10 protein-coding genes are annotated in these 14562 nt (G+C 50.4%); 6 read left to right on the top strand and 4 right to left on the bottom strand.

Annotated features, from left to right (window positions below; translation table 11 throughout):
• The first annotated feature begins 27 nt into the window (after positions 1-27).
• The 3 genes from H6585_15615 (at position 28) to H6585_15605 (ending at position 4062) form a co-directional block, all read left to right on the top strand.
• A complete protein-coding gene (locus H6585_15615; protein MCB9449759.1) occupies positions 28-1491 on the top strand; it encodes a SusD/RagB family nutrient-binding outer membrane lipoprotein in 1464 nt (487 codons plus the stop codon).
• A 159-nt stretch (positions 1492-1650) separates the two neighbouring features.
• Positions 1651-2445, top strand: coding sequence for a 1-acyl-sn-glycerol-3-phosphate acyltransferase (locus H6585_15610; GenBank protein ID MCB9449758.1), 795 nt, complete (start codon positions 1651-1653; stop codon positions 2443-2445).
• A gap of 81 nt (positions 2446-2526) precedes the next feature.
• Entirely contained in the window at positions 2527-4062 is a 1536-nt protein-coding gene (locus H6585_15605) for a hypothetical protein (protein MCB9449757.1), read from the top strand.
• On the opposite strand, the gene H6585_15600 is transcribed toward H6585_15605, so the two are convergent.
• Positions 4051-8124, bottom strand: a complete 4074-nt coding sequence (locus tag H6585_15600; protein ID MCB9449756.1) for a PKD domain-containing protein — start codon at positions 8122-8124, stop codon at positions 4051-4053. The two genes, H6585_15605 and H6585_15600, sit on opposite strands and share 12 nt — an antisense overlap.
• A gap of 236 nt (positions 8125-8360) precedes the next feature.
• Between H6585_15600 and H6585_15595 the strand changes: the two genes are divergently transcribed.
• Together H6585_15595 and H6585_15590 are read left to right on the top strand one after the other, a co-directional pair.
• Positions 8361-9515, top strand: coding sequence for a pyridoxal phosphate-dependent aminotransferase (locus tag H6585_15595; protein MCB9449755.1), 1155 nt, complete (start codon positions 8361-8363; stop codon positions 9513-9515).
• On the top strand, positions 9503-10324 hold the full coding sequence (locus tag H6585_15590) for an amidohydrolase (protein ID MCB9449754.1): 822 nt from the start codon (positions 9503-9505) through the stop codon (positions 10322-10324). Before H6585_15595 ends, H6585_15590 begins: the two co-directional genes overlap by 13 nt.
• Here H6585_15590 and H6585_15585 read toward each other — a convergent pair.
• The gene (locus tag H6585_15585) at positions 10314-11915 is read right to left on the bottom strand and encodes an Ig-like domain-containing protein (protein ID MCB9449753.1); all 1602 of its coding nucleotides are present in this window, start codon (positions 11913-11915) and stop codon (positions 10314-10316) included. The genes H6585_15590 and H6585_15585 overlap by 11 nt on opposite strands.
• A gap of 5 nt (positions 11916-11920) precedes the next feature.
• The gene (locus H6585_15580; GenBank protein ID MCB9449752.1) at positions 11921-12406 is read right to left on the bottom strand and encodes a GAF domain-containing protein; all 486 of its coding nucleotides are present in this window, start codon (positions 12404-12406) and stop codon (positions 11921-11923) included.
• Between the two features lie 78 nt (positions 12407-12484).
• On the opposite strand from H6585_15580, the gene H6585_15575 reads away from it, so the two are divergent.
• On the top strand, positions 12485-13798 hold the full coding sequence (locus H6585_15575) for a S8 family serine peptidase (GenBank protein MCB9449751.1): 1314 nt from the start codon (positions 12485-12487) through the stop codon (positions 13796-13798).
• Here the strand turns inward: H6585_15575 and H6585_15570 are convergent, their stop codons facing one another.
• Complete coding sequence (locus H6585_15570) at positions 13799-14560, bottom strand: sulfite exporter TauE/SafE family protein (GenBank protein ID MCB9449750.1); 762 nt, start codon at positions 14558-14560, stop codon at positions 13799-13801.
• Between the last annotated feature and the right edge of the window lie 2 nt (positions 14561-14562).

The raw sequence follows: 14562 nt of genomic DNA, 5'->3' as shown, positions 1-14562 counted from the left end.
GTGAAACCACAGAAAAAAAGAAACGTCATGAAAATCACAAAATATATTGCAGTAGGACTGATCGGGATGACCGCCCTGTCATGTACCAAACTGGAGGAGTTCAACAAGGACACCAAGCATCCTGAAGAGGTTACAGGTAACACCCTTTTCAGCAACGCACTGCGCAACATGTGCGACCAGGAAACCAGCACAAATGTGAACCGGAACGTATTCCGCCTGTTTGCCCAGTACTGGACAGAAACCACCTATACGGATGAATCCAACTACAACATCACCACCCGTTCCATCCCGGATTATGCCTGGAGAACATGGTACCGTGATGTACTGGGAAACTTTCAACAAGCTGCCAAAGTGATAGGTGAGGAAACAACCCTTACAACTTCAGAAGAAGTGGCTAAAAGCAATCGCCTTGCTATCATCGAAATCCTGAATGTATACGCATATCAGCATTTGGTTGATCTTTTTGGTAATATTCCTTATAGCCAAGCTTTGAATATTGGAAACGTACTGCCAAAGTATGACGATGCTGCAGCCATTTATGTTGATCTAATTTCTCGTCTGGATGCAGCAAACAGCGCCTTAAATACAGGTGGTAGCAGTTTTGCTAATGGTTCCGATATGATTTACAATGGAGATGTTGCTAAATGGAAAACATTCGCCAATTCATTGAAACTGAAACTTGGAATCGCTCTTGCAGATGCTGATGCAACTTTGGCAAAAAACACCGTAGAAAGTGCATATGGCGCCGGGGTTATTTCAGGTGCAGGTGACAATGCAGCATTGCAATACTTTGCATCGTCTCCCAACACAAATCCACTTTATGTAGACTTGGAGCTTTCCGGACGTAAGGATTTTATTCCCGCCAATACCTTGGTTGATTTAATGAACAACCTTAATGATCCCAGAAGGAATGATTATTTCATGGATAATCTTTCTGATTCATTGGGTCCCATTTACAAAGGTGGTATCTATGGAGCTTCTAACAGTTATGGTTCATATACCCACATTGATGATACCACAATTGTTAAAAATCCGACCCTGGAAATGCTTTTGTTGGATTATACAGAAGTTCAATTTTACCTGGCAGAAGCTGCAGAGCGTGGTTATAGCGTAGGCGGTACAGTAGAAGATTACTATAAAAGTGGTATTACCTCATCTATCCTGTATTGGGGTGGTACAATTAAAGAAGACTCTACTTACCAGGCTCAAACGGATGTAGCATTTTCTTCTGCGCCTGGTACCAACCTTGAAAAAATCGGTACACAGGCCTGGTTGGCCTTCTACAACCGCGGATTCCTTGGCTGGACTACCTGGAGAAGACTGGATGCACCTGCATTCAATCCTCCTACAGGTCTGACCACTGCTGATATTCCGAAACGCTATACTTACCCAGCCAATGAACAAACACTGAACACAGCAAGCTATACTTCTGCTGCCAGTGCCATCGGTGGAGACGAACTCACCACCAAACTGTTCTGGGATAAGAACTAAGTTATTTACCGAGCGCCTCTATCACAGATATTGTAGGTAGGATAAATAACCAAGTTTAGAAAATCAGTTGACATCTTGTGATAGAAAAAAGGGCTGTCCGTTTGGACGGCCCTTTTTTTATTGCACTTCCGTTTCCATTGCGAAGCACTATCTTTGACCATGCAGTATTTGCTGAAACCCTTCAGGCTGTTATGGCGGATCTGGGTCATCCTGGTGTTCGCGATTCTTTTCCTGCTTGGATATCCCCTCTTCGCGCTTTTCCTGACCCGGGAGAAATGGTTCACCCACGCCTTCACCCTCAAAAGGGTCATCTCCTACACCACAGCCCTGCTTAGCGGTATATTCATCCGGAAGATCCAGGAGTCTCCCTTTGACAAATCCCGTACCTATGTCATTATCTCCAATCACACTTCCTACCTGGACGTTATCCTCACCTATGCCTTCCTACCCATCTACTATCATTTCATCGGGAAACAGGAACTGGGCAAAATCCCTTTCTTCCGCATCCTGTTCTCCAAAACCAATATCCTGCTTGATCGTTCAAGCCGCAGAAGCGCCCAGGAAGCATACAACCGTGCCATTGCAGATCTGAAAAAAGGCATCAGCGTATTTCTTTTCCCGGAAGGAACCATACCGCACAACGCACCTAACCTCAGGCGGTTCAAGAACGGCGCCGCCCGCATGGCCATAGAATTACAACTTCCCGTGCTTCCCATCACCTACCTGGACCATTGGCATCTGTTTCCCGAAGGTGATAACCGATGGAAAGGTGGCGGACCCGGCATCAATCGCATTGTGATTCATCCACCCATAGAAACATACGGACGCACATCCGAGGACATAGAGTCATTGAATAACCAATTATTTCAAATTACCCATGATACCTTAAGCCAGTACAAAATACTCCCCGATTCCCTAGGAAATCCGAAAACAAATTCTCGAAAACCCGCTTGAAGCCTGACTTCCGTTTGATTTCTCATCTTTATTTTGCTATTTTAGTGCGGTACAGATGCACCGGGCAGTCATTTGTAGTTTATGGCAAAAAAACCATCTCCTGATCTGTTCTTCCTGATCAAATCTTTGAGCAGGAATGAAAAGGGCTACTTCAAAAAGTACGTCTCACGACATACATTGAAGGGCGAAAACAATTATGTCAGACTTTTTGATGCGATTGACAAGCAGAAAAAGTATGACGAAGAAAAGATCCTCCGGAAAGAGCGCTACATCCGTCAGCTACCGCTGCTGAAGAACTATCTCTACCAGATGATCCTGGAGAGCCTGGAGAATTTCTACTCCAAGAGCAGGGTGAACATCCGCCTGTATAATATGATCACCCGGATACAGATCCTGCACAACAAAGCCCTCTACGACCAATGCCACAAACTGGTGCGCCAGGTGAAAAAGATGGCCTACCGGTTTGATGAATTTTCCGTATTGCTGGAAGCCCTTAAATGGGAAAAGAACCTGCTTGGATCAGAACTTACATTCAGGAAGCTGGATGACATCATCCGCGAAGAAAGGATGGTTCAAAACCACCAGCAACAGGTGAATCAACTACAGAATGCATCCCTTAAGCTATACGGATATTACAAACAGTATGGAATCCTCGGCAAAGATGCCGGCAGCAAAAAACTCAAGCCTTTGATGGATGAGGTGCCGACCGATGAGAACCAACTGCAGACGTTTACCGCTAAGCTTTATTACCTCCAGATCCAGGGTTTCTACCATTATATTATGGGCGACTGGGCGCAGTCGTTTGAGTTTACACAGCAACTGGTTCAACACTGTGAAGAAAACCCGGGTTATGTTCGGGAAAATCCTTCTCAGTATATACTTGCCATTAATCATGTGCTGGCCGTTTCCAGCAGGCTGAACAGGAAAGATGATTTCTTCATGTACCTGAACAAGCTGCGCGCCATCACCGAAGTCATTCCAGATACGGATACCCGCATCAACAAAGGCCGCATTTTTGCCGGAAGCCACAACGTGGAGCTGAAATGGTACATCATGCGGGGTGAGTTTGACAAGGCGGCAGAGATTGTACACACCTTTGAAGAAGGCATCAAGGAATACAGTGACCTTGTGAACCATTCCCTGGTACTGGTGAACATGTTCAACATCGCATTCATCCACTTCGGTGCCGGGCAGTTTGAAAAAGCACTCGAATGGATCCGATCGGCACTTGAAGAACATAAAATAGAGAATTCCAGCCCGCAACTCGACTTCCGTTACCGCCTGCTCAAACTGATGATTCTGTTCGACAGCCAGCAATATTCCACCCTGGAAAGTGAGGTTAAACAGGCATTCCGCCATGCATACACCAAAACACGGACGTATCGCCTGGAGCTCTTTATCCTCGATTTCATCCGCCGCTTGGCCAAAACCGGGGGCAACAAAGAACAATGCAAAGAAGCCTGCCAGTATTTCCTGAAAGAAATGCCAACGGTAAAGGATGATTCCTACGAGAAAGCTTTGTTTGAAGGCTTTGATTTCATCTCGTGGGTGAACAGCCACCTGGAAGACAGGCCGTATGCCATTACCATCCGGGAACGGGCTGCACTAGCGGATTAACGTTACATGCCCCCGCATCTTATGCTCTTTGCCATAGATATCCCTGGCAAGGATCAGCCATACATATACATCTTCCTGGGCCGGTGTATCACTTCCCTGTACCTTCCCGTTCCAACCCCGGTAGATGTCGTTTGATTCGAAGATCAGGTTGCCCCAGCGGTCAAATATGTACATTTCAAAAGTGGCAATGGCATTTCCCTTGGCCATGAAGATCTCGTTCGGCTCAATGCCGTTAGGCGTGAAGGCATTGGGCACATACAGGGTAGGCACTTCTATGACGCATACCTCACCGCTGGTCACATCTTCACAACCATATTGGTTTTCCATCCACAGGTTCACCACGTAGCATCCCGTGTCGCTGTATATATGGGTGGGATGCTGGGTGCTGTCGAGCAGGGTGCTGTCACCGAAATTCCAGATCCAGTGAATGCCGTCCGAAGATTTGTCAGTGAAAGTAATCACCGGGTTAAGCACGCTTACTTCATTGGGATTGGCTATAAAATCGGCTACCGGTACCGGGTATCCTTCAATAAAACAGGGCTGAATCACCGATGATGTGCACTGTTGGGGTGATGTCACTTGCAGTTGTACATCATAACAACCCGGATCGGAAAATGTAACCGTCGGGTTAGCCAATACTGATGTTCCGGCCGCGCCGAAATCCCAATAATAGGTACCGTTGTCTGAGCAGTTCATGAAGGTCACGTCAAACGGGACACAATCTGCCGCGCTGTCGCCGAAACAAACAACGGGAAGCGGATAAATCACGATCGTATCGGTCATGCAAGTCTGACATCCCACGGGATCCGTAACACAATGGGTCACAACAAATGAACCTGCTGTATCAAAATCATGCGCCACATCCCCGCAAACAGTGGAAGTGCGTCCGTCTCCGAAATCCCACGAACAGGCGGCGATGTTACCCGAAGACTGGTAAGAGAACGCAGCTGTTTCACCCTGGCACACGGAAGTGAAGGTGAAGGATGCAACCGGGGCATCTTCATTCAGGATCACCACACATGTGTCGCGTGAGCATCCACCGTTATCAGCCACCGTAACACAATAGGTTCCTTGCGAAAGTCCGCTGATGGAAGCCGTTGTTTGATTGCCTGCTTTCGCATCCCAAACGTATGTATATCCACCCTGGCCACCTGAAGCGGTCACCGAGATGCTCCCGTTTCCATTGCCGCAGCTTTCGTTGGTTTGGCTGTAGGTCAGCTCTACTTGAGAAGGCTCGTCTATCAGGGTATCCACACACACAATACATCCCTGGCCATCGGTGATGCAAACCGAATACTGTCCGGCACACAAACCCGTGGCGGTTGCGGTGGTCTGACCGGATGCATCATTCCATAAAAACAGGTAGGGAGGTGTACCGCCGGTGGCAGACACCGTAGCCGTACCGTTGCAAAGTCCGAAGCAACCCACCGGTGTTGTGCCGGTAATGGTCGCTACTGGCGCACCTGCATTGCTCACATTCACCTGTATCTGGGTTGTACACCCGTTCATATCATTTACCGTCACGTTATAATTCCCGGCACACAAACCGGATGCGGTGGCTGTGGTTTGATCACCTGCAGCAGCATCCCACACATAGGTATAACCGGGAGTACCACCGGTAGCGGTAACGGTGGCATCACCGTTGCACTCGCCGCACACGGCCAGTGTGGTGGATGTGGTAAGCTGAATCTCCGTAGGCTCTGCAATGGTCAGGCAGAGATTGGCCGTGCAGGCATTCAGATCGGAAACGGTCACACAATGGCTGCCGATCGCCAATCCCGTGGATGTGGATGATGTTCCGCCATCATCCCAGATGAACGCATAAGGAGGCGTGCCTCCGGTAACGGAAACGGTACCGGTACCATCGGAACCGCCGAAACACAGGATATCCGTATGGGTTTCGCTTAATGTCACGGGCCCGGGTTCTGCGATGGTCACACCGATGGCATCGGTGCACCCAAATGCATCCGTGACTTCCAGGGTGTAGGTTCCCCGGCAAAGGTCGGCCAGGTTTTCGGATGTGGCCCCATTGCTCCACAACAGCATCAGGGGTGGCGTGCCTCCGGACGCAGTGATGGAAATGGTACCATCGCACAATCCGTTGCAGGTAATATCGGTATGGGTCTCGGTAATGAGAATGGCGTTGGGCACCGTGATCGTGGCGGAAATGGTATCGGAACATCCATTCTGGTCTGTGACCGTAACCGTGTAGGTATTCGCACACAATCCGCTTGCCGTCTGATCCGTCAGTCCATTGCTCCATGTATAGGTGTAAGGTGCACTTCCGCCTGTTGCGTCCACGGTAGCCGTTCCGTTGCAAACACTGTTGCACATGGCATCCGTTTGGGTGGTGGATAACACCATGGAAGGCGGGTCTGTCAACGTCACGTTGTCCGTGGCCACACAACCGTTTCCATCGGTGACCGTCACCTGGTAGGTTCCCGCACACAATCCGGTGCAGGCATCCGACGTACAACCGCTGTCCCAATTGTACACAAAGGTTGGGTCTCCGGACACGTTCAGGGAAACCGAACCGTCACATCCGCCATTGCAATTGGGATCGGTAACGGTATGTGTGATCACCGGCAGCTGGTGCACCGTAACAGTGATCGATGCCGTATCAAACTCTCCCACCGCGTCGGTTACCGTAGCGTGATAGGTAGTGGTTGATGCCGGACAAACATGATGGGGGCCGGTTCCGTTCGGCAGGCCGTTGTCCCAGGTTACGGTAAGCGGAGCTGCGCCATTCGCAACCGTTGCTGTGATATCGCTGCAGTCGCCGGCGCAAACCGCATCAGGATCAGCTTCCAATGAGATGCTGGGCGGGCATGGGCCTTCCACATAGATGGTATAGGAAAATGTTTGGCTGCCTGAGTACGGACAATTGTCATCCGTTACATCTACGGTAAAGATATAGGGCAGTGTACGGATGTCGGCAGACGTGGGGGTCCAGCAAAACGTGGCGGTCGGGTGCGGGGTGCCGGAGTATGTAAACGTACCTGCCGGGATGCCCTGGTTCCAGCCCATGGTCACAACCTGTCCTGCATCAAGGTCATCCGAAAAGATATCGAAGCACAGGTTTTCATTGGCACAAACGGTCACCTCAAACACATTGCTTCCATCCACACCGCTGGCTGTTGGCAGGTTGTTGCTGCAATCGATCACCACCAGCTGCATGTCTCGTGTTACGCTACCGATCCAAGCCCCATTACGGTATTCATCCACTTTCACCGCAATCACAGCCACCTCACGCATCTGCGGCGTCATGCACAGGTCTCCCGTTTTTGTATCGAGGGTGAGCGGGGGTGTAGATTTCAAAGGGTTGGTGGCGCTGTAGCCCGGGTTAAATGTAACCGTTGTATTGGCTCCGGTTTTCGGGGTGACCAGGGAATAGACCAGGGAGTCTCCGTCGGCATCGAGGGCGCCGTGGTTGAAACAGTATAGCTGGCCAACGCAAATCCAGGGCACGGGTACATTGGAGAATTCGGGAGAACTGTCACAGCCGGGGATGGTGTTATCAAGTTCGGCATCCACATGGATCATCACCTGATCAGGTGTGGCAATGGTAGAGATGAGTCCGTTCCGGTTGCCCACTTCGAAGCTGAACTTCCAGTCGGGGCAATTGCCGGGAAGGGTTACGGTGCCTCTGTACAACCATTCTTCCGCGCCGGGATTGGTACTGTTGGGGTCGCTGCAAGTGCTTTTCGCATTGGCACAGATGGGGGTTACCTCGGTACGTTCTCCGTTGTCCGGAACGGCAAAAACCTCGAAGTTGCCATTCAATCCGCAGGAGGCGGATTCGTATGTGATGACCGGATTCTGCCACCCGCCGGTACATTCAAAAGTGGTGGTACAAATTCCACCGTTGCAATTGGTGGATGAGGTAGTACCCAGACAAAATGGGAAAGCGCCCCCGCAATCCCGGTAGAATTTCAGGGTTACTTCATATTGATTGTTCCCAAGACATTTGTAGGTAAGATCTGCTCCCATGGCGTGCGTAGCCTTTGCTGCCGGAATACAGCTCAACAACAACGCGGTTAGAATGCCAATCCGGCGTAACATGGGTGTCATTTGGAAAATTGAAATTGCACTCGAAGCGCCCCGGGAAAAGAATCGAAGTGGGGCTGAAAACTACTCTACGGGCAAATGTATAAAAAAGAGAATCACATGAAAGTCGGGTTCGGTCAATGTTCCGAACACCTTAGTTTCCCATTCATCCGATGCGAGCGACTTCTCATAAGGAAATGCTACGGAATCGCAGGAAGTCATACATTTGTATCATAGAGAGTCTAACACAAATGCCAGAACTTACAGCTATCAAAAGCAAGCTCCCCAACGTGGGTACCACGATATTTGCGGTCATGTCGAAAATGGCGCAGGAAGAGGGAGCCATCAATTTATCACAAGGGTTTCCGGACTTCAATTGCGATGAGGGTTTACGAAAACTTGTTGCAAAATATATCGACGGTCCGCACAACCAATATGCGCCGATGCCGGGCATGCTTGCACTTCGTGAAGCCATTGCCCGTAAGACCGAAAAACTGTACGGGGCGAATTATGATCCCGAAACTGAGGTAACGGTGACGGCAGGCGCCACACAGGCGATTTACACAGCCATTGCGGCCACCATCCGCGAAGGAGACGAAGTGATCGTATTTGAACCGGCCTATGATTGTTATGTACCCAGCATCGAGTTGCACGGCGGCAAGCCGGTGTATGTGAGCCTGGAGCCTCCCACGTATAAAATCGATTGGTCGCGGGTACGGAAACTGATCAACAGCCGTACACGCATGATCATGATCAACACACCGCACAATCCCACCGGCATGATCATGACCGCGGCGGACATGAAGGAATTGCAGAAGATCACCGCCGGAACCGATATCATCATACTGAGTGATGAAGTATACGAGCACATCATTTTCGAGGGAGAACAACATCAAAGTGTAACCCGTTATCCGGAGCTGGCGAAACGAAGTTTTGTAATCAGTTCTTTCGGTAAGATTTACCATACCACCGGATGGAAGATGGGGTATTGCCTTGCGCCGGCATCCTTGTCGCAGGAGTTCCGTCGCATTCACCAATTCGTGGTCTTCTCGGTGAACACACCCATTCAGCTGGCATATGCTGAGTTCATGAAGCAGGAAGAGAAATACCTTGAGTTGCCGGCATTCTTTCAGAAAAAAAGAGATATCTTCAATGGTTTACTGACCGGCAGTCGTTTTCAGCTGACACCGGCCGGAGGAACTTATTTTCAGTTGCTGGATTACAGCCGTATCACGGATGAGAAGGACACCGATTTTGCCATTCGCCTCACAAAGGAACACGGCATCGCATCCATCCCCATCAGTGTGTTTTACCACAACAAGGCAGACCACAAAATGTTGCGGTTTTGTTTTGCCAAAGGAGAACAAACATTACAGGAAGCAGCATCCAGACTATGCAAGATCTGACCATCACCCTCATTCAGGCCAACCTCCATTGGGAGCAGGCAGAAGCCAACCGCGAAAAGTTCGGGCAGCTGATCGCGCAATCGCGCAATGCAGCCGATGTGATCATACTACCGGAGATGTTCACAACTGGGTTCTCCATGAACACCCTTCAGGCGGAAGAAGCAGAAGCAAATAACCTCCGGTGGATGCAGGAACAGGCCGCGCAAACACAGGCCGTGGTGACCGGCAGCATCATGACGCGGATGAACGAACATGTATACAATCGCCTGTTCTGGGTGAGACCCGATGGCACCTATGATACCTACGACAAGCGGCATCTTTTCCGCATGGCCGGTGAACACGAACACTATGCGGCCGGACAAAACAGGCTGATCACCGAGTGGAAAGGATGGAAGATTTGTCCGCTGATCTGCTATGATCTTCGTTTTCCTGTCTGGAGCCGGAACCGTTCCCTGAATTGTTCAAACGACGCATCTGCTTATGACCTCTTGTTGTATGTGGCCAACTGGCCCGAACGGAGGAGTTTCGCCTGGAAGTCGCTGTTGGTGGCACGCGCCATTGAAAACCAGGTGTACGTAGTAGGTGTGAACAGGGTGGGTACGGATGGAAATGATGTGAAGTATGCGGGTGATTCGGTTGCATTGGATCCGCATGGAAAACAACTGACGGCCATCGAAGCTTATCAGGAATCCGTGACGACCGTTACCCTCTCAGCCAACGAACTGGAGCAATACCGCGAACAGTTTCCGGTAGGGAAGGACGCGGATGATCTGCAATTATGCCTGGATCCTTCCGGGGTTATTTCCTGATCTTCCACTGAATATCCATGTCCCAGTTGGCCCGCACTTTTAGTGTGCCTGGGTAATGATAAACTTCTTCGGGTTGGCCGTCTTCGGTCATATAAGAACCACTGTCCCACCGACTGTTTCCGTTGGCATCTACAATCAAACGCGCTTTGTATTCCATGGGTGGTAAATAGGTCCACCCGATCACCTGGCTTCCATGGCCGCTCTTTCTGACAACCGTTTTGTCTTTCATGTCGGTTAGTTCAATGTACCACCGCGCATCGCCATCTATCTGCAAATCCATCCTGACCGTTCCTGACTCCTCGGCTTTGGCCACAGGTAATTCAAATGCCAGGCTATCCTGGGTGAATCCGAAAATATCATGGAAGCTTCCCGGAAGAATCACCAGTTTATATGCCTGATCTTCCTTCCAGGCCTGATCGCAAGAGATGGAAGTGAACACACCCTGATGAACCTTCCAATCCACATCCATTTGCTGATCACCTTCCCACAACTGCAAGCCCTGGACGTTCCAATCCCTGAGCGGATACTGGGAACGCACCACAAGCGCCTGTTCGGGCTTAAGCGGACTGCCGGCATAGACATTCACGTACAAGGGGGTGAATTGTTCCTGGGGACCTATATCGGACGGCGACATCACTTTTGTCGTGATGGTATCCGTATCACCGGCAAACCGTACAGACAAACGCAGGATCTCTCCTTTCACATCCGGCATCCATATATCCATGGTATCTCCAAGCTGGGATGGTTGAACCAACCACCCGGAGGTATCCGTTTCTCCATCGAGCAATTTCCATTTCACATCTCCCGGTGAATGGTTAAACATGAGCCTAAGCTCACCGTACCGGATCATTTTGGCTTCCAAGAGACGTACGGTCTCCTCACGATTTGGAAACACTTTGAGGAGACGGGAAGAATCTCCCGGCAACGTCACGGGTTCATCCAGGAAACCGATTCTTTCCGAGGGCTGATCAAAAATATAGTTGCTGTTTTTGTCTTCCAGTGCGAACACCTTGTAGCTGCCCGCCTTCAGGTGTGTGATTGTATAGCTGCCATCTTTGGCGGTGCGGGTGAAATACCTCGGCTTTTCTTTCAGCGGCAGGCTGTCTTCATTTCCGGCATACAACATCACCAGGAAACCTTCCACAGGCTCGCCGGAAAATGCATCGGTCACTTGTCCCCTCATTTGCAATGAGTCCAGTTCGTCTCCTGTAGAGAATACATATTGAAAAGCGCTTTCCGCATTGCCCTCGGTCAGGTCCTGAATCGCATCACCGAAATTGATGGTGTAGGTAGTCTCCGGTTTGGGTGTTTCCTGGAACCGTATGTAAACGGACTTCTTCTTCACCCGGATCACCGGTTTCTGTTCCATGGGCGGAGAAACGATCAGTTTCTGCTGCAACCCTTCGAGTTTAACGAACTCATCGAACTGGATGACCACGCTGGCTGAATTGAAATGTGTGCTTCCGTTCGGAGGGAAACTCTTCACAACTTTGGGAGGCTCAACATCTTTCGGACCTCCCTGGGGCGAGGAGATTTTTGCACAACCTGCAAGGGCCAAAGCGCCCAGCATATATATGCGAATGGATTTCAAGCGTATCAGATCATCGATTCGATCAGTTCGGTCACTTGTGTGAGGAACTGCTCATCCACGGACGAAAAATCTGCCAGGTGCTCACTGTCTATATCCAGCACCATGGCAACGTTACCATCTTTTCCCAACACGGGTAGTACGATCTCCGAACGCGAGCTGCTGCTACAGGCGATGTGACCCGGAAACCGGTCCACATCCTCCACCACAAAAACCTTTTTCTCAGACCAGGAACGTCCACACACGCCTTTGCCGTAAGCGATGCGGGTACAAGCGATGGGCCCCTGGAATGGCCCTAACACCAATTGATCTCCCTTCACGAAGTAGACGCCTACCCACAGAAACCCGAAAGTTTCCCTGATGGCTGCAACAATATTGGCAACATTGGCGATCAGGTCGGGTTCTCCGCTGACCAGCGCTTTCAGCTGAGGGAGCAGGTCCCTGTACTTTTCGCCGCGGCTTGCGGCCTGGTTAATGATCAGGTTTTCCGCCATGCCGCAAAGATGCAACATATTTGTAAATGGAAACGTCTGTCAGACGTGACATTGTCCGTAAATTCTTAACATTGCATTATGGCTGCGTTCAACCTGTTTACCCTTGCCATACACACGCTTGTTGCGCTGGCCGGGGGAAAGGATACCACTGTTACCCCTGAATACGGATTTTCCTCCTGGCAAAACCAGATGCTGCACATGGAATGTTTGCACAGCAGGGGGTTTACCGGCAAAGGAATTGTGATTGCCGATTTCGATGATGGTTTCAACGGGATTGATACGGTCGGAGCCTACAGCCATATTTTCAAAAGCAAACGGATCAAGGCATCGTGGGATTTTGTTTTCAATCGTCCTTTGAAATACGAAGCCACGGGCTCTCACGGAGCACATACGTTTTCCGTCTTAGCTGCACACAACCCGGGTCTGCTTGTCGGAACCGCTTACGATGCCAGTTTTCTACTGGCGCACACGGAAGATTCCCATTCGGAAACCCACAGGGAAGAAGAATATTGGAAACAAGCTGTTGAGTGGGCAGATTCACTGGGTGCTGACATCATCACCAGCTCGCTGGGCTACGCATTGTTCGACTCACTTCAGGGTGATTATACCCAACGGCAGCTTGACGGCAAAACCGCCATTATCACAAAAGCCGCTGACTATGCAGCATCCAAAGGCATGCTGGTTGTTGTACCGGCCGGAAACAGTGGCAGGCAGGCTTGGGGAAAAATCAGCTTCCCGGGAGATGCCGACTCCGCACTAACGGTTGGTGCCGTGGATTCACTGGGCAAATACGTGTCATTTTCCGGAAGAGGCCCAACGGCAGATGGACGTGTAAAACCGGATGTGGCTGCCATGGGACACCTGGTATACTTCCTGGAAACGGACGGCCGGGTGTCGTACGGCAGTGGCACTTCTTTCTCCACGCCTATTATTGCGGGTATGGCCGCATGCCTGATGCAGGCGCATGGTAAACGCAACAATACGGAAATCATCACGGCAATCCGTCAAAGTTCCGATGACTACCTCTATCCAAATGCATTTACAGGTTATGGCATCCCCAATGCATGCCTTGCCGATTCTCTGCTGGCACGAATGGATGAATTGGCCGATGGTACGGTTCAACAAAAAGGTCATAATGCACTGGGCTTTGACTGGACGTTTGACCCATCTTCGAAAACATTAACATTACTCCGAGCCGAAGGTGTACCCAAGCCACGCATTAGCCGGATATGGGTGCGTGACAAAAGAGAGAAGAATTATTTCTACAAAGAAAAGCCCAGGTTCAAAAAGGGCACGGTGGAAGTGGTACTCAACAACATCCCTACCGGATACCTCACATTTACCCTGGAAAACAAAAAGGGGAAAAGAACCTTTATTGGAATCTGGAACTAATTACCACTGGTAAAGCCCCAGGAACTTGCCTGCGGATAAAACCACCACGGCAATGAGGATCCACCGGATGAACTTATTGCCCTTCTGAACCGCCATCCTGGAGGCAATCCAGGCGCCCACCATGTTGCCGGCAGCAAGCGTTAATCCGGTGACAAACTCCACCTGCCCATTGTATATGAACACGTAAAGCGCAAACGGCGTGTAAAGGAAAACGATCAGCACCTTGATGGCGTTGGCACGAACCAGGTCATACCCCGCGCTGAGCACAAGGCCAGCCAGCAGAAAGATGCCGGTACCCGCCTGAATGAATCCGCCATAGACACCAATGGCGAACATGGTCAGCATTTGCCAGAAACCCGGTTTGGCCGAAACCACATCGTCCTTCCCCTTCAACCAGCGTTCGGGTTTCAGCAAGATCACGAACAACATCACAATGAATATAACACCTATCACGCGTTCCAGTACCTCTTTGTTCAGGTCTACTGCCCAGACCGCGCCCAGGATGGAACCTGCAAGAGACGGCAGGGCAAGGGTGATGCCCTGTCGCGTGTTCAGCACTTTTTGTTTGTGGAAGCTGCCTGCACTAACGGCACTTTGCAGTAGGATCCCGATGCGGTTGGTTCCGTTGGCCATCCGGATGTCCATGCCTCCGAAGTACATCAGCACCGGGAGTGACAACAACGAACCGCTTCCGGCAAGGGTATTGATGAATCCGCAGACAACACCCGCCAAGGCAATCACGGCTGCACCGAAAAGATCCATGG

The sequence above is a fragment of the Flavobacteriales bacterium genome, from assembly GCA_020635855.1.
Lineage (GTDB): Bacteria > Bacteroidota > Bacteroidia > JACJYZ01 > JACJYZ01 > JACJYZ01.
Note: the sequence above shows the minus strand (reverse complement) of the source record. Positions and strands in the feature narration are given on the sequence as shown.